Raw genomic sequence first — 17,315 nt, 5'->3', positions numbered from 1 at the left:
CCCCATGGCTGACACCCTCAAGACCCGCGCCGCGGTGGACCCGCGGCGCCGGGCGCAGCGCAGGAAACGCCGGCTCGCCGTCGTCTTCGTCCTGCCCGCCCTGCTGCTCCTCGGCGCGCTCGTCGTGTACCCGGTCCTGTTCTCCGTCGGACGCAGTCTGTTCGACGCGAGCGGGGACCGGTTCGTCGGGGCCGCGAACTACAGCGAGATGTTCAGCGATCCGGCCACGCTCAAGGCCATCCGCAACAGCACGATCTGGGTCGTCGTCGCCCCTGCCCTGCTGACCGGCATCGGGCTGGTCCTGGCCGTGCTCACCGAGAAGGTGCGCTGGGCCACGGCGTTCAAGCTGGTGCTCTTCCTGCCCATGGCCGTCTCCTTCCTCGCCGCGGGCATCATCTTCCGGCTCGCCTACGAGCAGGACCCGGACCGGGGCGTGCTCAACGCCGCCGTCGTCGGTGTCCACGACGCGTTCGAGGACCCGGCCGCCTATCCGACGGCCCGGGCCCGCGAGAACCAGGGTCTGACGGGAGGCGCGGGCGGCCCGTACACCACCGAGCAGGCCGTGGCGCCCGGACGGACCGTGACCATCGGCTTCGTGGGCGTCTCACCGGACGCCATGCCCGAAGGGGCGAAGGCCGCGGCTGTACGGGAGCCCGGTCCGGACGGCCTCGGGGGAGTCGTCTATCTCGACTTCGCCCCGGGCGGCGGCGGTGTGCAGGGCAAGGTCGACCCGGCCGAGAAGGGCCTGCCGGGCATGACCGTCGAGGCCGTACGCGACGGCAGGACGGCGGCCACCGCGACGACGGCCGCGGACGGATCGTTCCGCTTCGCCGGCCTGGACGACGGGGACTACACCGTCCGGCTGCCCGCCTCGAACTTCGCGGCACCCTACGAAGGCGTGAACTGGCTCGGGCCCGCCCTGGTGACCCCCGCGGTGATCGGTGCCTATCTGTGGGTGTGGACCGGCTTCGCGATGGTGCTGATCGGCGCGGGCCTCGCCGCCATCCCGCGGGACGCCCTGGAGGCGGCCCGGATGGACGGCGCCACCGAGGGCCAGATCTTCCGCAAGATCACCGTGCCGCTGCTCGCCCCCGTGCTCACCGTCGTCTTCGTGACCCTGGTGATCAATGTGATGAAGGTCTTCGACCTCGTCTGGATCATCGCACCGGGACCCGTCCAGGAAGAGGCCAATGTGCTCGCCACCCGCATGTGGCTGGTCTCGTTCGGCGGCGGCAACGACCAGGGGCTCGGCAGTGCGCTCAGCGTCCTGCTCCTCCTGCTGGTCGTCCCCGCGATGATCTTCAACGTCCGCCGGTTCAAGAGGAGCGGAGCATGAGCGGCCACAGCACCATCGAGCGCCCGCCGCTCGCCGAGGCCCCCGCCGCCGCCGCGGTCACGGCCCCGCCGAGCCGCTCCCCGCGCCGGCGGGCCCTGGCCACGTGGCTGAACAGCGGGATCGTCCAGGCCCTGCTGATCGTCGTGGCCCTCGTGTGGATCACGCCCCTCGCCGGGCTGCTCCTGTCCTCCCTCCGCTCGGAACGGGACAACGCCTCCGACGGCTGGTGGACGGCGCTCACCGACCCCTCCCAGCTGTCCCTGGACAACTACACGGCGCTGCTGAAGGACTCCGGCATCACCGAGGCCTTCTGGAACACCGTCCTGATCTCGGTGCCCGCCACGCTCCTGGTGGTCGGCATCGCGGCACTCGCCGGATACGCCTTCGCCTGGCTGGACTTCCCCGGCCGTGACGCGATCTTCCTGGTCGTCGTCGGGCTGCTGGTGGTGCCAGTCCAGATCGGCCTGCTGCCCGTGGCCAAACTGTTCGGCGCCATCGGCCTGTTCGGCACCGTAGCGGGCGTCGTCCTGTTCCACGTCGCCTACGGACTCCCGTTCGCGATCTTCCTGCTGCGGAACTACTTCGCCGAGATACCGCGCGAGATGCTGGAGGCCGCGCGGATGGACGGCGGCAGCGAGTGGCGCATCTTCTCCCGCCTCGTGCTGCCGCTCGGCCGCCCGGCCATCGCGAGCCTCGCCATCTTCCAGTTCCTGTGGGTCTGGAACGACATGCTCGTGGCGCTGCTCTTCGCGGACAGCGGTTCCCAGCCGCTGACCGTCGCCCTGCAGTCCCAGATGCGGCAGTTCGGGAGCAACATCGGCGTCCTGGCGCCGGGAGCGTTCCTCTCGCTGGTGGTCCCGCTGGTGGTCTTCTTCGCCTTCCAGCGGCACTTCGTGCAGGGCGTGATGGCCGGATCGGTCAAGTAGGACCGAGGGGGCTGTCCGGCGGATCAGGGCCGAACAGCCCCCTTCGCGACGTCGTCCGCCCGACCGGGCGGGCGACGTCGGTCCGCCGCGCGGACGCACCCGTCGCGAACGGACCGAGCCCCCGCGCCACGGCCGTCAGAGCGCGCGTCCCGCTCGGCTCGGGCGTCCCCGTGCTCCGCTGCACCGGCGGCACATCGCCGACAACGGCCGGATCGTGGAGGTCGCCCATCCTGTCGTCCGGCGGGGCGACAGCACGAGAGTGCCCGGCCGAGGACGATGCCTCGATGAAGTCGATGAAGTCGATGAAGTCGATGCAGGCGGGGTAGTCGACGGAATTCGCTGACCTGCGGAAACGTGAAGATTCCCAGCTACTCGGCCACGCGAGCGGGTGAGATCGCCTCAAGGGCGATTCCCATCAGACGTTAGGGCCGATGCACAGGAGCACAGCCAGGACGATGGCCGTGGCCAGGGGGCCGAGCAGTGCGTAGCGGGCAGCGCGAGCGAGGCGCCGGACACCGGGGGCGAAGTAGAGCGGTACCAGTACGGCCGCAGTAAGGCCGATCTGGATCAGTGTCACCTTCGCCCACGGGACCACCGGCGTCAGAGGCTGCGCCCAGGCAACGGAGAGAACAGTCAGGAGAAGAACAGGGCAGATCGTGATCAGCGCCGTCCAGCTCCAGAAGAACAGGGCAAGGTACCTACAGGCCGGCCAGTCGGCCAGGTCGTGGGGTTTGACGTTTCGGGTGACGTTCACGGATTCACCCTGGAGCCGGCAACCGGATGGTGACATGAGTGCGACTACTCATCCAGGCCCGCCAACTACTCATAGATGTGCCCTCTCGCGGCCTGGGCGGCGGAGGTCACGATCGCCTGACTCAGCCCCCCGGGTGAGCCAACCCTACGCATGGCTCGCTCATCCCGGTCAGCAAGGTAGGGGCGCCTGAGCCGGTCTGGAACCACTCGGCGATTCCCCGACCCATCCGCAGGCACAGGACCGATCTGCCGTTGGCAAGGCGCCCGACGGCCTTCGGGAGCCCCTTCACAGGAGCGAGTCCGCCGGATGGCTGTTTCAAGCTGCGGGTCGAGCCGGACGGCTCGGGGCGATACTCGCGGGCGAGCCCGCCGCCGTCGACGAGGTGGGCCCGCTGCATCGTCCCGATGTGCCGCGAGGCGTTCCTGTGCCGGGCGCACCGAACGCCCTGCCACGCCCTGTTTCACGAGGCCGTCGTCCTCGGGCACGGCGGGGCGGAACGGCGGCGGTGGTGCACGCGCTGGAGGCCCGTGCCGACGCCCACGGGCAGCACCGGCGACCAGCCGCACGCCGAGACAAGGCCCCGCGTCGATCAGGGGCCGATCACGAGATATCTTGATGTCGAGCAATGTTGCAGACGTGGAGAGCGGAGCACCCGGTGACTGACTCGACCATCATCTATACACACACTGACGAGGCGCCCGCCCTGGCGACGTACTCGTTCCTGCCCGTGGTCCAGGCGTACGCCTCGACGGCCGGTGTCACCGTGGAGACCCGTGACATCTCCCTCTCGGGACGGATCATCTCGCAGTTCCCCGAGTACCTCGAAGAGGGCCGGCGCATCGACGACGCGCTCGCCGAGCTCGGCGAGCTGGCCAAGACGCCCGAAGCGAACATCATCAAGCTGCCCAACATCTCGGCCTCGATCCCGCAGCTGAAGGCCGCCGTCGCCGAGCTCCAGGAGCAGGGCTACGCGCTGCCGGACTACCCGGACGACCCGCAGACCGACGAGGAGCGCGACATCCGCGCCCGCTACGACAAGGTCAAGGGCAGCGCCGTCAACCCGGTCCTGCGCGAGGGCAACTCCGACCGCCGCGCCCCCGCCTCGGTGAAGAACTACGCCAAGACGCACCCGCACCGCATGGGCGCGTGGACCGCCGAGTCGAAGACCAACGTCGCCACCATGGGCGTCGACGACTTCCGCTCCACCGAGAAGTCCGCGGTCGCCGCCGAGGACGGTACCCTGCGCATCGAGCTCAAGGGTGACGACGGCTCCACCACCGTGCTGCGCGAGTCGGTGCCCGTCCTCGCGGGCGAGGTCGTCGACGCGTCCGTCATGCGCGTCGCCGCCCTGCGCGAGTTCCTCGCCGCCCAGGTCGCCCGCGCCAAGGCGGAGGGCGTGCTGTTCTCCGTGCACCTGAAGGCCACGATGATGAAGGTCTCCGACCCGATCATCTTCGGCCATGTCGTACGCGCCTTCTTCCCGCAGACCTTCGCCCGCTACGGCGCGGTGCTCGCCAAGGCCGGCCTCACCCCGAACGACGGCCTCGGCGGCATCCTCAAGGGCCTTGAGGCCCTGCCCGAGGGCGCCGAGATCAAGGCGTCCTTCGACGCCGAGCTCGCCGAGGGCCCGGCCCTCGCGATGGTCGACTCCGACCGCGGCATCACCAACCTCCACGTCCCGAGCGACGTCATCGTCGACGCCTCCATGCCCGCGATGATCCGTACCTCGGGCCACATGTGGGGCCCGGACGGCCAGGAGGCCGACACCCTCGCCGTCCTCCCGGACAGCAGCTACGCCGGTGTCTACCAGGCCGTCATCGAGGACTGCCGCGCCAACGGCGCCTACGACCCGTCGACCATGGGCTCGGTGCCCAACGTCGGTCTGATGGCGCAGAAGGCCGAGGAGTACGGCAGCCACGACAAGACCTTCGAGATCCCCACCACCGGCACCGTCCGCGTCGTCGACGCCGCCGGGAACCTGGTGCTGGAGCAGGTAGTCGGCGCCGGTGACATCTTCCGCATGTGCCAGACCAAGGACGCCCCGATCAAGGACTGGGTGAAGCTCGCCGTCACCCGCGCCCGCGCGACCGGCGTCCCGGCCGTCTTCTGGCTCGACGAGGGACGTGGCCACGACGCCGTGCTCATCGAGAAGGTCAAGCAGTACCTGACGGAGCACGACACCGAGGGCCTGGACATCCGCATCCTCTCCCCGGTCGAGGCGACCAAGCTGTCCGTGGAGCGCATCCGCCGCGGCGAGGACACCATCTCGGTCACCGGCAACGTCCTGCGCGACTACCTGACCGACCTGTTCCCGATCCTGGAGCTGGGCACCAGCGCCAAGATGCTCTCGGTCGTCCCGCTGATGAACGGCGGCGGTCTGTTCGAGACAGGTGCGGGCGGTTCCGCCCCCAAGCACGTCCAGCAGCTCGTCAAGGAGAACTACCTGCGCTGGGACAGCCTGGGCGAGTTCCTCGCGCTGGCGGTCAGCTTCGAGCACCTCGCGACGACCACGGGCAACGCCCGCGCCAAGGTCCTCGCCGAGACGCTCGACCGCGCCACCGGCACCTTCCTGAACGAGGACAAGTCGCCCAGCCGTAAGCTCGGCGGCATCGACAACCGCGGCAGCCACTTCTACCTGGCCCTGTACTGGGCCCAGGAGCTGGCCAAGCAGACCGACGACGCGCAGCTCGCGGAGGCGTTCGCCGGTCTGGCGAAGACGCTGGGCGAGCAGGAGCGGACCATCGTCGACGAACTGATCGCCGTCCAGGGCTCTCCGGCCGACATCGGCGCCTACTACCGTCCGGACGCGGTCAAGGCCTCCGCGGTGATGCGTCCCTCGGCGACCTTCAACCAGGCGATCGCCACCCTCGGCTGACGCCGCCGCACCCGATCCGCCCCGGCCGGCACCGCGCCCGGCCGGGGCGGACGCGTACTCCCGTGCCGTCGGCCGGATACGACGAAGGGGCGGCCACCCGATGACCGGGTGGCCGCCCCTTCGTGCCGGTATGTCAGTAACGTTCGACGAGCGGCGCGCCGCCGTACTTGGAGCCGGACAGGCCGAGCGTCGCGTCGTACGCCTTCTCGTGGTCGCCGTTGGCGTCGTGCTCCTCGATCGCGTCCGTCACCGCCTCGCGCAGTGCCTTGTCGTCCTTGTCCATACCGATGCCGTACGGCTCCTCGGTGAACGGGTTGCCGATGACCTTCAGTTTGTCCGGTGCCTGGGCCGCGTATCCCATCAGGATGGCGTCGTCCGTGGTCACGGCGTCGACATCGCCGGCGAGCAGCCGCTGGACGCACTCGCCGTACTTGTTGGTCCCGACCGTCTGCGTGTTGTACTCGGGCTTCTGGATCTCGCGCAGGGCCGTCGAGCCCTTCACCGAGCAGACCGTCTTGCCCTGGAGGGAGTACGGGCCGCCCATGGTGCCGTCGTCCTTGCGGACCAGCAGGTCGGCGCCGGCCATGAAGTACGGCCCCGCGAAGCCGACCTTCTTCTTGCGCTCGTCGTTGATCGTGTACGTGCCGACGTACAGGTCGACATCGCCATTGGCGAGCGCTGCTTCACGGCTGCGGGTGTCGATCGTCTTGAACTGGATCAGACGGGGCGCGAAGCCGAGGTCCGCGGCGACCATCTTGGCGATCTCGATGTCGAAACCGGAACGCTGGCCGTTCTCGTCCTGGTAGCCCAGGAAGGGCTGGTCGTCCTTGACACCGATCACGAGCTTGCCCGCCTTCTGCGCCCTGGCCAGGGTCGGGGAGTCGAACGAGACGTCCGTCGCGACCTTGTACGTGGGGGGCTTGGGCTGCTCCATGGAACTCGGGCCGCCCGACGGGTCGTCACCCGCGGAATCCGAATCGCCGCTGCAGGAGGTGGCGGTGAGGGCGACCGCGATCACGGTGATCGCCGCGAACGTGGCCGACTTGCGGGGCTTCATTGTGCGACATCCTCTGTTTCAACGATCCGGGGGAGGTTCGACGCCCGCGGGGCCGCGGCGTGTTGCTCCCGCACCGAGACCGTGGTCCCCTGCTCCACCGTTCTCGATTTGTGAGGACCATAAGGACACTTGCGCCTGTCCGTCACCCCATCTGAGCTGAACTTGAGGATCACAGTCCGGATACAGCGGGCTGAAACCGGGGCGAACGGTGACCACCGGTGCGGTGTCTCTTCGGCTGCGGGGCCGCTCTCGCCGGAGGGGGTCCGTCCGCCCGCTCGGCGCCGCGCCGAAAGCGCAGGTCGGAACGCGCGGGGCAGGGGTGATTCCCCCGGTTGTGGTGTGGCGTGTTGCGGCGACGTCCGCCGAGCCCCTAAATGGGGCAAATCCTAAAAATCCCCGTGATCGGATGGCTCATGGTGCTCACCCACATGCTCGACCGTGGCGTACTGGTCCTCACTCTCCACGGCGACGTCACGATCAGTGACCGGGCCACCGTGTCGCAGAAGCTCGCGGAGGCCGTCCGGTCCTACACGCCCCAGGCCGTGGTGATCGAGCTCCGGACACCCGTCGTGAGCGCGGCGGCGCTCAGCGCGGTGCTGAGGGCGCACCGGCTCTGCGGCCAGGCCGGCGTGGCGCTGTCGGCGGTGGCCACCGTCTCGTCGGCCAGACGTCTGCTGAAGGCCGGCACGGACGGCTCCGGCCTCCCCGTGTTCGCCCGCCGCCAGGACGCGATCGCCGCAGCCGCCTCGCCATCGGTCGCGACACCGGCGTGACCGCCTGCACCCGCTCGCCGAGGGCGCCGGGCGCCGGGCGCCGGGTGCGGTCCGAACGGGCAGGCGGTGGGTCGGCCCAGTGTCGCCCGTGGGCGCCGGGGCCCTGGGTGCGGCGTCGGCCCCGACCGGCCCGCACGGGGGTGGTTCCGCTCAGCATCGGCGGCGGGCCGCGTGGCGCCCGGGTGGCCTACACCTCAGGCCCGCAAGGCGACGACCCGTGCCGCGTGTCGCCCATGGGCGCCGGGGCTGGGGGCGGCCTCGGCCCCGACCGCCCGCGTGGCGGTGGTCCGCCGGTCATGGGTGGGCGGCGGTAGTCCGGTGGGAGCTGTGGGCGCCGGGCCGGGGGCGGCCTCGGCCCCGACCGGCCGCGTGGCGGCGGGCCGCACCAGGTGCGGGCGCCGGTCAGCGGTGGCCGCACTGTCGTTGGGCGGCCCCTGCCCGTGCGACGCCGGTCAGCGGCGAGTGGCGAGGCGCTGCAGTCCCGTTCAGATACTGGTCGCCTACGCCACGCAGCCTGCTGGCGCGGGCTGCACCGGTCTCGGCAGCGGGTGCCCGGGCCGTACTCGGTGTCGCCCGGGGGCGCCGTGGCCCCACGTATGGCTCCGTGGCGGCGGTCCCGCCCCGTGGCCGCAGGCGGCCCGCACCGGGGCAGGCCATCGCTGCCGGCCCCGGGCCCGCGCGGCCGTCGCCTCACCCGGTGCCGGCCGTGGGCGCCACACCGGGCCCGGGGCGCCGCACCGATCGCATGCCGCCGGGTCGTGAGGCGCACGGCCGCCCGGGCCGTCAGCGTTTCGGCGACATAGACCAGTGACCAGCACTCCGCGACCTCCGAACGCGGCGAGTGCCGGCCGTCCTGCCGCCCAGGGCGCGCTCGGCGCGGGCGGCCGCAGCCGGACGGCGTCGGCACGCCGGTCACGGCGTCCGCCGCGGCATCCCCCTCCGTCAGACGCCTGCCGAGCCGGTCCTGCCCGCCCGTGTCGCCGTCACGCCCCGCCCCGCGGGTCGATCGCGACCACGCGCAGGTCGCCGATGGCACGGCCGGCCGATCCGCGCCCACAGCGCCTCCGTCATACCACCGGCCCCCCGCCCAGCGGCGGCAACAGCTGTTCCGTCCATACCGTCTTGCCCTCCCGGGCGTGGCGCGTGCCCCAGTGCTCCGTCAGCTGGGCCACGAGCAGCAGGCCCCGGCCGCCCTCGTCGGTGGAGCGGGCGCGGCGCAGATGCGGGGAGGTGCTGCTCGGGTCGGTGACCTCGCAGATCAGGCGGTGATGGTGGATCAGCCGAAGGGTCAACGGCCCCCCGGCATAGCGGTACGCATTGGTCACCAGCTCGCTGACGATCAGCTCGGTGGTGAACGCCAGCTCCTCCAGCCCCCACGTGGCGAGCTGATCGGCCGTCAGCCGGCGGGCCTTCGCGGGCGCCGTGGGCTCCGCGGGCAGCTCCCAGGTGGCGACGAGCTCCGGCGCCAGCCTGCTCGTACGGGCCAGCAGGAGCGCCACGTCGTCGCTCGGCCGCGCGGGCAGCAGCGCGTCGACGATGTGCTGGGCCATGTCGTCGAGCGGCCGGCCGGCACGACCGCCGAGCACGGTGCACAACCGGGCGATCCCGTCCTCCATGTCGTGCTCCTCGCCCTCCACCAGGCCGTTGGTGTAGAGAGCGATCACCGTGCCCTCCGGCAGCGTCAGTTCGGCGGTTTCGAACGGCAGCCCGCCGAGGCCCAGCGGCGGTCCGGCGGGCAGGTCCGGCACACTCACGACACCGTCCGGCGCCACCACAGCGGGCGGTGGATGCCCGGCACGCGCGATGCAGCACTGCCGGGCCACCGGGTCGTACACCGCGTACAGACAGGTCGCTCCCACCACCTGTTCCCCGGGCGCTCCCTCGTCGTCGGGTTCCTGCTCGCCGGCGAGTCGGGTGACGAGGTCGTCGAGGTGGGAGAGGACCTCATCCGGTTCGAGGTCCAGGTCGGCGAGCGTGTGCACGGCGGTACGCAGACGGCCCATGGTGGCGGCCGCGTTGATGCCGTGGCCCACCACATCGCCGATGACCAGGGCGACCCGCGCACCGGAGAGCGGGATCACGTCGAACCAGTCGCCGCCGACCCCCGCGGCACCGCCGGCCGGTCGATAGCGATGGGCCACGGCGACCGCGGGATGCACCGGCAACTCGCGCGGCATCAGCCTTCGTTGCAGCGCCAGCGCTGTCCTGCGCTGCTGGGTGAACCGGCGTGCGTTGTCGATGGACACGGCGGCACGCGCGGCCAGTTCGCCCGCGAGTGTGAGGTCGTCGTCCTCGAACGGCTCGGGTAGCCGGGTGCGCCACAGGCTCATGAACCCGAGGACGAGACCGCGCGCGGTGAGTGGCACCACCATCAGCGAATGCACGTCGCGCAGCTGCGCGGCGTCCGCGGCGTCCAGCCCCTCCAGCCCCTCCAGCGCCTTCCACACGTCGACGACGGGTTCGAGGACGGGACGCCGTCCGGACAGACAGCGCCCCTGCGGTGTGTGCGGGGGGAACGTGTTCAGCGAGCCGACCGGGAACATCACCCGTTCGGAGCCCCGCACGACGCTGTGCACGGCCGTCCTGCGCACCGCGCTGCCACCGCTGTCCGCCACCGGCTCCTCGCCGCGGCTGACCTGTTCCAGCAGGTCGACCGAGACACAGTCGGCCAGGCCCGGCACGGCCGCCTCCGCGAGTTCCGACGCGGTCGTCCCCACGTCCAGCGTCGTGCCGATCCGCGCGCCCGCCGCGCTGAGCAGCGCCAGCCTGCGCCGGGCACGGTGACGTTCGGTGACGTCCTCGACGAGCTGGGTCACCCCGAGCACCTGGCCGGTGGAGTCCTCCATCCGGAACGCGGAGACATCGACGAACCGTTCCTTGGCGGGCGCGGCGAGCAGCCGGCAGGACTGCTCGGTGAAGATCAGTGGTTCCCCGGTCTCCAGCACCTCCCGCAACCGCTGGTCCACGGTGTCCGCGTCGAGCCGTACGAGGAAGTCCCCGGTCCGGAGCCCGCGCGCCTGCTCCGCCCCGAAACCACCGACGCGGGCGAGCGCCCGATTGACGCGCAGGATGCCCAGATCGGTGTCGTGGACCGAGAGACCGATCGGGGACCTGCGGAACAGGCCGTCCATCACGGAGCGGTCGATCTCCCACTGGACGACTTCCGTCGCGGGGGCGCCGATGAGGAACCACTCCACCTCACCGCTGTCCCGCGTCACGAGCCGGGCACGGACCCCGAAACCGACGGTGGGCCCTTCCTTGACGCGTACGGGCACCACACCGAACCAGCCGCGCTCCCGCACACAGGCGGCCACGGCCTCCATGACGACGCGCTCGTTCTGCGGGTCCACCAGCAGGTCGGTGGCTTCCCGGCCGAGGGCCTCAGGGGCCGCGTATCCGAGCAGCGCCTCGGCGCGGTCGCTCCAGCCGGTGACCCGGCCGTGCGGATCCAGCACCACGGAGACGGCGCGACCCAGCGAGAACGGGTCCTCCGGGCTCTCACTGATCAACGTCACGGATCCGGTCATCGCTTCCATCCTCCGCCGGGTCCCCGGGCCGCGCACTCGGTGGGATCCGTGGCAAGCGGGGGCCGCCCCGGCGATGAGTTCCGGACGGCGGGGCGGTCTGAATCGGCACAGGCTCGTATCAGCACCGGCACCGACAGGGTCAGGAGAACGACATGCCCCGGATCACCCCCAACCTCTGGTTCGACACCCAGGGCAAGGAAGCGGCCGAGTTCTACGTCTCGGTCTTCCCCAACTCGAAGATCACGAATGTCTCGTACTACGGCGAGGCCGGCCCCCGCGCGGCCGGCACCGTGCTGACCGTGGACTTCGTGCTCGACGGCCAGCCGTACACCGCGATCAACGGCGGACCCGAGTTCACCTTCGACGAGGCGGTGTCCTTCCTCATCGACTGCGCCGACCAGGAGGAGGTCGACTACTACTGGAGCAAGCTGTCCGAGGGTGGCCAGGAGGGCCCGTGCGGATGGCTCAAGGACAAGTACGGCCTGTCGTGGCAGGTCGTCCCGGCGGTGCTGGAGGAACTGCTGGCGGACCCCGACGAGCGACGCGCCCAGCGGGCGATGAAGGCCATGCTCGGGATGAGCAAGCTGGACGTGGCAGCACTGCGCGCGGCGGCCGACGGTGCGTGAAGGACGCCGACGAACGCAGAGGCGGCAGCGCACAGGGGGCGGCGCCGCCCCTGCGTTATCCGGCGGCCCTCGGCCGCCGGATCGGGCCGCCGCCATTCGTCACCCCCGTCAACGGCCTCCGGCACAATGACTTTTGAGAGCGACGCACGACAGCGAGCCGCCGACCCGGGGGAGCCATGACGACCACCACTGCCGCACAGGTACCCGGCCCGGCAGGACTGCCGCTGCTCGGGTCGATGCTCGACCTCAAGCGGGACTCCCTCGGCACCTTCCTCGACGCCCGGCGCGAGCACGGCGACGTCGTGCGCCTCACCGCCGGGCCGCCAGGACTGCGGGCGGAGCTGTACGCCGTGTTCTCCGCCGAGGGCGCGCAGCAGGTGCTCGCCACCGATGCGGCCAACTTCCGCAAGGACAACGCCTTCTACCAGGAGGTCCGCGAGTCGTTCGGCAACGGTCTGCTGACCAGCCAGGACGCGGACTATCTGCGCCAGCGCCGGCTGGTGCAACCGCTGTTCACCCGGCGCCGCGTCGACGGCTATGCCGAGGCCGTCACCGCGGAGACGGCGACGATGCTCGCCACCTGGCGCAGCGCCCCCGACCTGACCGTGGACGTCGTCTCCGAGATGACGGGGCTGACCCTGCGCGCGGTCGCGCGCATCCTCTTCGGCACGGACGTCGAATCCGCCGTCGCCGTCGTCGAACGCTGCTTCCCCGTCATCGGCGACTACGTCCTGCGCCGGGGATACTCGCCCGCCAACCTCCCGCGTGACTGGCCCACTCCGGGCAACCGCCGGGCCGCGTCCGCGACCGAGGAACTGTACGCGGTGTGCGACCGCATCATCGCCCAGCGGCGGGCGGACGCCGACACCGCCACCGGCGACGATCTGCTCACGCTGCTCGCCACGGCCCAGAGCGAGCAGGACGGCAGCTTTGACGCCGCCGAGATACGCGACCAGGTGCTGATCTTCCTGCTCGCCGGCCACGAGACGACAGCGACCTCGCTCGGCTTCGCGCTGCACCTGCTGGCCCGCCACCCGGAGCACCAGGCGCGGGCCAGGGAGGAGGCTGCGGGCGTCCTCGCGGGGCGCGTGCCGCGGGCGGCGGACCTCGAATCGCTGCCGTACCTGACCAAGGTGCTCAAGGAGACCATGCGGCTCTACCCGGCGGGCCCGGTCATCGGGCGCCGGGCCGTCGAGGCCGCCGTGATCGGCGGTCACACGGTCCCGGCGGGCGCGGACGTGATCGTGGCTCCCTGGGTGACGCACCGCCACCCCCGGTACTGGGAGGAGCCGGAGCGCTTCGACCCCGAGCGCTTCACTCCGGAACGGGAGAAGGAGCGCCCCCGCTACGCCTGGTTCCCCTTCGGCGGCGGGCCCCGCGCCTGCATCGGCCAGCACTTCTCGATGCTGGAATCCGTGCTCGCCCTCGCGATGATCCTCGGGGAGTACGAGCTGACGGCGCGGGACAAGACGGTGCCGGTCGACACCGGTATCACCCTGCGCGCCGCCGGACCTGCCCGCTGCGTACTGCGCCCGCTCTCGTGACGGTGGCTCCCGACGACGGCGGCGGAGCCCTCCCGGGCAGCCGATGATCGGTGGCACGGGGCCCGCCCGTGCGGGGTACGGTCCCCGCATGTCGCCCACCGCAGAAAGCCCGGTACCCGCCATCACCACCGTGACCGTGGACGACCTCGACCACGCCGTTCGGCTCTGCCTTGACGTCCTGGGCTCCGCACCGCCCGCCGCCGCGTGGGACGCGAAGGCCGGGACGCTGGAGTGGGACTGCTGGGAGACGGTCGAGCACCTCGCCGACGACCTGTTCGCCTACGCCGTCAACTCGGCCTGCGTACACCTCCCTTGAACCACGACCTCCCCTTCGTCCACGACAGCCGCAGGCCCGGGGGGGCAACACCGTGTATGCCGACCGTGCGGCCGGACCGGCCGGACTGCTGGAGGTCCTGGAGTCGTGCGGCGCGCTGCTCGTCGCGATGGTGCGCACGGCTCCGCCCGGCGTCCGCGCACATCACGTCTTCGGGATCGCCGACACCGAGGGCTTCGCCGCCATGGGCATCGTCGAGACGCTGGTCCACACCCACGACGTGGCGCAGGGCCTCGGGCTGCGCTGGAGCCCGCCCGGCGGGTTGTGCGCAGGGGTGCTCACCCGGCTGTTCCCCGATGTGCCGGGCGGCAGCGACCCCTGGCGGACGCTGCTGTGGGCCACCGGCCGGGGCGAGCTGCCCGGACGTCAGCGCCGCACCGCATGGCGCTGGTACGGCGAACCGAGGTCGTGAGCGATCCTGGTCCTGGGCCCTCCCGGACGAGGGCAGGGGGCGACGGGCCGCAAGGAGGACCGTGGACCTGGAGAGCATCCTCGACGAGCTGTACGAGCTGCGGCCGCAGGACTTCACCGCCGCGCGCAACGCCCGCGCGGCGGAGGCCCGCAAGGCCGGGGAGCGCGACCTCGCCGAGAGGATCAAGGCACTGCGGCGGCCCACCGTCTCCGCATGGGCGGGCAACCTCCTCCGCCGCCGGGAGCCGGAGCGGATCCAGCCGTTGCTCGACCTCGGCGAGGGACTGCGCAGCGCGCACCGCAGCCTCGACGGCGACCGGCTGCGCGAACTGAGCCGTCAGCAACACCTCCTGGTCGCCGCGCTCGCCCGGGAAGCCCGGGACCTGGCGGCGGCCGAAGGGCAGGAGGTGGGGGAGGCCGCCCTGCGGGAGATCGAGGGCACCCTGCTCGCCGTGCTGGCCGACCCGGCGGCGGCCGAGGAGTGGGCGGCCGGTCACCTCGAACGACCGCTGACCCCGCCCGTCGGGTTCACGGCGGCGTCAGCGGATGCCGGCGCCGTGACCAGCCGTGTCGCCTCGTCCGGACCTGCCGGGAAGGCGCAGGGCACGGGCCCGGAACGACGCGGTGAGGCGAAGACCGGGCACCGTGATCGGGAGCGGCGCGCCGAACGGGACGAGACTCGGGCCGAGGAGGAGAAAGCCCGCCGCAGGGAACGGGATCAGGCTCGCCGGGAAGCCGAAGCGGCCGATGAGGAGGCGCGGGAGCGCGAGGCGGAACAGGCCCGGGCCGCCGAGGAGAGCGAGCGCGCCGACGCACGGACCGAGGAGGCCGCCGAACGGGTCGAGGCGTTGACCGGGGAGCTGAAAGAGGCGAGGGCGCAGCTGCGTGCCGCCGAGAAGGAGGCCCGCGAGGCACGGGCCCGGGCCCGAACGGCCGACGACGCGGCCGGCTCGGCGCGCCGCCGGGCCCGCCAGGCGTCCCAGCGCGCCGAGCGCCTGACGTCCGGCAGGGTGTGAGCCCCGACCACCGGGGCCCACACCCTGCCCGTTCCCGCCTCAGCGTTCGCGCACCTGCCGGGCGCCGGGTCCGCCGCCTTCGGACCCGCCGGTCGGGGCATCTTCGGCACCCGGCTCCGGATCGTTCGCCGACTCGATGCGTGTGTGCTGCTGCCGGGACCGTAGATAGCCCCGCAGTTCGTGCTTCATCTCGTCGTCCTTTCGCGGGCTGACGCGGTTGCTGCCACGCTCCACGGGGAGCGCACCTCCTTCGTGCGTTCGTGCGTTCGTGCGTTCGTGCGTTCGTGCGTTCGTGCTCCGCCCCGTACCCAGAAGCGGCGGAACCACACGGATCCCCGTGGTCTCCCGCGGCTTCAGCCGGTGGCGAGCCACGGCGCTGCTGATCGGCCGCACATGAGCGGCCCAGAGTGATGCGCCGGCGGACGTGCGACCGCCCGGGCAGTGAGGCTGCCCGGGCGGAGCGGATCGTCGGGTCGGACGGCGGTCAGCTGCTGTTCGTCGCTCCGTCCGCCCTGGTGCGGCGCACCAGCGCCGAGCAGGACAGGATCGCCGCGGCCGCCGCGCAGAGCACCGCCGCGGCCCTCGCCCAGGTGAAGGACTCTCCGAGACTGCTGTTCAGCAGATCGACCGTGCCGACGCTCGCGAGGCCATGGAGGGTGATGGTCCCCACGGCGAGTCCCGCCGCGGCGGCCCAGACGACCAGTGTGTCCCGCATCGCCAGCCACACGGCGCACACCAGGCAGAGCACGAGGAGGGCGAGGGACAGGGTCTCCGCGTAGCTTCCCGACCGCAGTCCCGCGAGGTCGGTCGGCACATGGATGACACCGCAGGCGAAGAGCACGACCGCCGCCGGCCGGCGCAGCGGCGAGCGCAGTGCGGGGGAGACGGTGTGACTGCTGGGCCCGGACGCGAGCGCGGCGTCCAGGGCCGACATCGGCCACTTCGAGGACGCCGACGACGCGTGCCGGTCCTTTGTCCGCTTCGGCCGCTCGGACCGCTCGGCCGGTGCCGGGGGCGCGGCCGCGGAGTCGGTTCCGCCCTCGGTGCCCTGGTCCGTGCCGTGCGCGGGCCTCTGCCCGGGTGCGCCCCCGCCCGCCGACCGCCAGTCGCTGCTGTCGGCGCCGAGGGTTTTCACGGGCTGCCGTGCTTCGCGGAGCTCCGGGCCACGCCGTTCCGGTTCGTGGCGCTCCGATGCGTGGAGCTGCGGTTCGTACGGGTCCGCCGGCGCAGTGGCCTCGTGCGGGACAGGTGGCACCACGGGGGGAACCGTCGGCGGACGCGGTGCGTACGGCGTGCTGGGAGCCGGGTGCGGGGGGACGAGAAACTCGGGGTCCGGCGCGGGTGCGGGCCTCATGGGCCGGTCTGTGCCGTGGTCGGCCGGATCTGGGGCGAAGGGGGCGGGGGTCATGGCGCGGGCTCCGTTCGTGGAACATCCGGAAGGCGTCCACCGTGTCGGTCTCGTGATGCGTAGGCGCACACTTGGTTACATTTAGTGCGCGGATCGACACATTGCGCCATCCGGGATCGTCCCCCGCTGGGCCGTCGGGGCGAACGGCACCGCGCGGACGGTCGCCGTAGGGCAGCGAAAAGGGGCGGGGACACGGCCCCCGCCCCTTGCGGAGCATGGTCGACGACGGGCCGCCCGGCCCGCCGGCTCAGCTCCCGCCGCTCCCGTACGGCCGGGTGATGACCTCCATGGCGTGCCCCGCGGGGTCGAAGAAGTACATGCCGCGCCCGCCGTCGTTGTGGTTGATCTCGCCCGGCTGCTTTCCGTGCGGATCGGCGAAGTAGCTGACGCCCGCTTCCTCGATGCGCCGGAAGGTCCCGTCGAACTCGTCCTCCGAGATGAGGAACGCGTAGTGCTGCAAGGGGACTTCATGATCGACCGTCGCGAAGTCGAGGGTGACGCCGTTGCTGAGAGCAAGGGGGATGAACGGGCCCCACTCCTGCCCGACTTCGAGCCCGAGCACATGGGCGAGGAATTCGGCCGACTCGCGGTTGTCCCTCGCGAGAACGATGGTGTGGTTCAACTCTACTGACACTGTGGATTGCCTCCGTCGGGCAAACTCACGGGCACCTCCATGCCTCACCCGGTCGGTGACCGACACGCGATGCCGTACCGGTGATCGTAAATCG

General features: G+C 71.7%; 13 protein-coding genes and 1 pseudogene. 8 read left to right on the top strand and 6 right to left on the bottom strand.

Features of this window, described 5'->3' with window-relative positions; genetic code table 11:
* Nucleotides 1-4: 4 nt before the first annotated feature.
* Together ACH5AF_RS06185 and ACH5AF_RS06180 are read left to right on the top strand one after the other, a co-directional pair.
* A complete protein-coding gene (locus ACH5AF_RS06185; RefSeq protein WP_398900244.1) occupies nucleotides 5-1,336 on the top strand; it encodes a carbohydrate ABC transporter permease in 1,332 nt (443 codons plus the stop codon).
* Entirely contained in the window at nucleotides 1,333-2,262 is a 930-nt protein-coding gene (locus ACH5AF_RS06180) for a carbohydrate ABC transporter permease (protein ID WP_398900243.1), read from the top strand. The genes ACH5AF_RS06185 and ACH5AF_RS06180 overlap by 4 nt, the downstream gene beginning before the upstream one ends.
* Nucleotides 2,263-2,677: 415 nt before the next feature.
* Here the strand turns inward: ACH5AF_RS06180 and ACH5AF_RS06175 are convergent, their stop codons facing one another.
* Nucleotides 2,678-3,016 carry a hypothetical protein gene (locus ACH5AF_RS06175; protein WP_398900242.1) on the bottom strand — a complete coding sequence of 113 codons (339 nt, stop codon included), beginning with the start codon at nucleotides 3,014-3,016 and terminating at the stop codon, nucleotides 2,678-2,680.
* A 655-nt stretch (nucleotides 3,017-3,671) separates the two neighbouring features.
* Here ACH5AF_RS06175 and ACH5AF_RS06170 point away from each other — a divergent pair.
* Nucleotides 3,672-5,891, top strand: a complete 2,220-nt coding sequence (locus tag ACH5AF_RS06170; RefSeq protein WP_398900241.1) for an NADP-dependent isocitrate dehydrogenase — start codon at nucleotides 3,672-3,674, stop codon at nucleotides 5,889-5,891.
* A 133-nt stretch (nucleotides 5,892-6,024) separates the two neighbouring features.
* Here ACH5AF_RS06170 and ACH5AF_RS06165 read toward each other — a convergent pair whose 3' ends face one another.
* A complete protein-coding gene (locus tag ACH5AF_RS06165; RefSeq protein ID WP_398900240.1) occupies nucleotides 6,025-6,948 on the bottom strand; it encodes a glutamate ABC transporter substrate-binding protein in 924 nt (307 codons plus the stop codon).
* 398 nt (nucleotides 6,949-7,346) lie between these two features.
* Between ACH5AF_RS06165 and ACH5AF_RS06160 the strand changes: the two genes are divergently transcribed.
* Entirely contained in the window at nucleotides 7,347-7,721 is a 375-nt protein-coding gene (locus tag ACH5AF_RS06160) for a hypothetical protein (protein ID WP_398900239.1), read from the top strand.
* 1,067 nt (nucleotides 7,722-8,788) lie between these two features.
* Here the strand turns inward: ACH5AF_RS06160 and ACH5AF_RS06155 are convergent.
* Nucleotides 8,789-11,248: a SpoIIE family protein phosphatase gene (locus tag ACH5AF_RS06155; RefSeq protein ID WP_398900238.1), complete on the bottom strand. Its 2,460-nt coding sequence runs from the start codon at nucleotides 11,246-11,248 to the stop codon at nucleotides 8,789-8,791.
* A 152-nt stretch (nucleotides 11,249-11,400) separates the two neighbouring features.
* Between ACH5AF_RS06155 and ACH5AF_RS06150 the strand changes: the two genes are divergently transcribed.
* The 4 genes and pseudogenes from ACH5AF_RS06150 (at nucleotide 11,401) to ACH5AF_RS06135 (ending at nucleotide 15,179) form a co-directional block, all read left to right on the top strand.
* The gene (locus tag ACH5AF_RS06150) at nucleotides 11,401-11,874 is read left to right on the top strand and encodes a VOC family protein (RefSeq protein ID WP_398900237.1); all 474 of its coding nucleotides are present in this window, start codon (nucleotides 11,401-11,403) and stop codon (nucleotides 11,872-11,874) included.
* 176 nt (nucleotides 11,875-12,050) lie between these two features.
* Entirely contained in the window at nucleotides 12,051-13,418 is a 1,368-nt protein-coding gene (locus ACH5AF_RS06145) for a cytochrome P450 (RefSeq protein ID WP_398900236.1), read from the top strand.
* Nucleotides 13,419-13,506: 88 nt separating this feature from the next.
* A pseudogene (locus ACH5AF_RS06140) lies at nucleotides 13,507-14,164 on the top strand (maleylpyruvate isomerase N-terminal domain-containing protein).
* A gap of 61 nt (nucleotides 14,165-14,225) precedes the next feature.
* Nucleotides 14,226-15,179 carry a hypothetical protein gene (locus ACH5AF_RS06135; RefSeq protein WP_398900235.1) on the top strand — a complete coding sequence of 318 codons (954 nt, stop codon included), beginning with the start codon at nucleotides 14,226-14,228 and terminating at the stop codon, nucleotides 15,177-15,179.
* A gap of 39 nt (nucleotides 15,180-15,218) precedes the next feature.
* Here ACH5AF_RS06135 and ACH5AF_RS06130 read toward each other — a convergent pair whose 3' ends face one another.
* The 3 genes from ACH5AF_RS06130 to ACH5AF_RS06120 form a co-directional block, all read right to left on the bottom strand.
* Nucleotides 15,219-15,413, bottom strand: coding sequence for a hypothetical protein (locus ACH5AF_RS06130; RefSeq protein ID WP_398900234.1), 195 nt, complete (start codon nucleotides 15,411-15,413; stop codon nucleotides 15,219-15,221).
* Between the two features lie 250 nt (nucleotides 15,414-15,663).
* A complete protein-coding gene (locus tag ACH5AF_RS06125; protein WP_398900233.1) occupies nucleotides 15,664-16,437 on the bottom strand; it encodes a hypothetical protein in 774 nt (257 codons plus the stop codon).
* Nucleotides 16,438-16,834: 397 nt separating this feature from the next.
* Nucleotides 16,835-17,221, bottom strand: coding sequence for a VOC family protein (locus ACH5AF_RS06120; RefSeq protein ID WP_398900232.1), 387 nt, complete (start codon nucleotides 17,219-17,221; stop codon nucleotides 16,835-16,837).
* Between the last annotated feature and the right edge of the window lie 94 nt (nucleotides 17,222-17,315).

The organism is Streptomyces sp. NPDC018833 (assembly GCF_044390825.1).
Lineage (GTDB): Bacteria > Actinomycetota > Actinomycetes > Streptomycetales > Streptomycetaceae > Streptomyces.
Note: the sequence above shows the minus strand (reverse complement) of the source record. Positions and strands in the feature narration are given on the sequence as shown.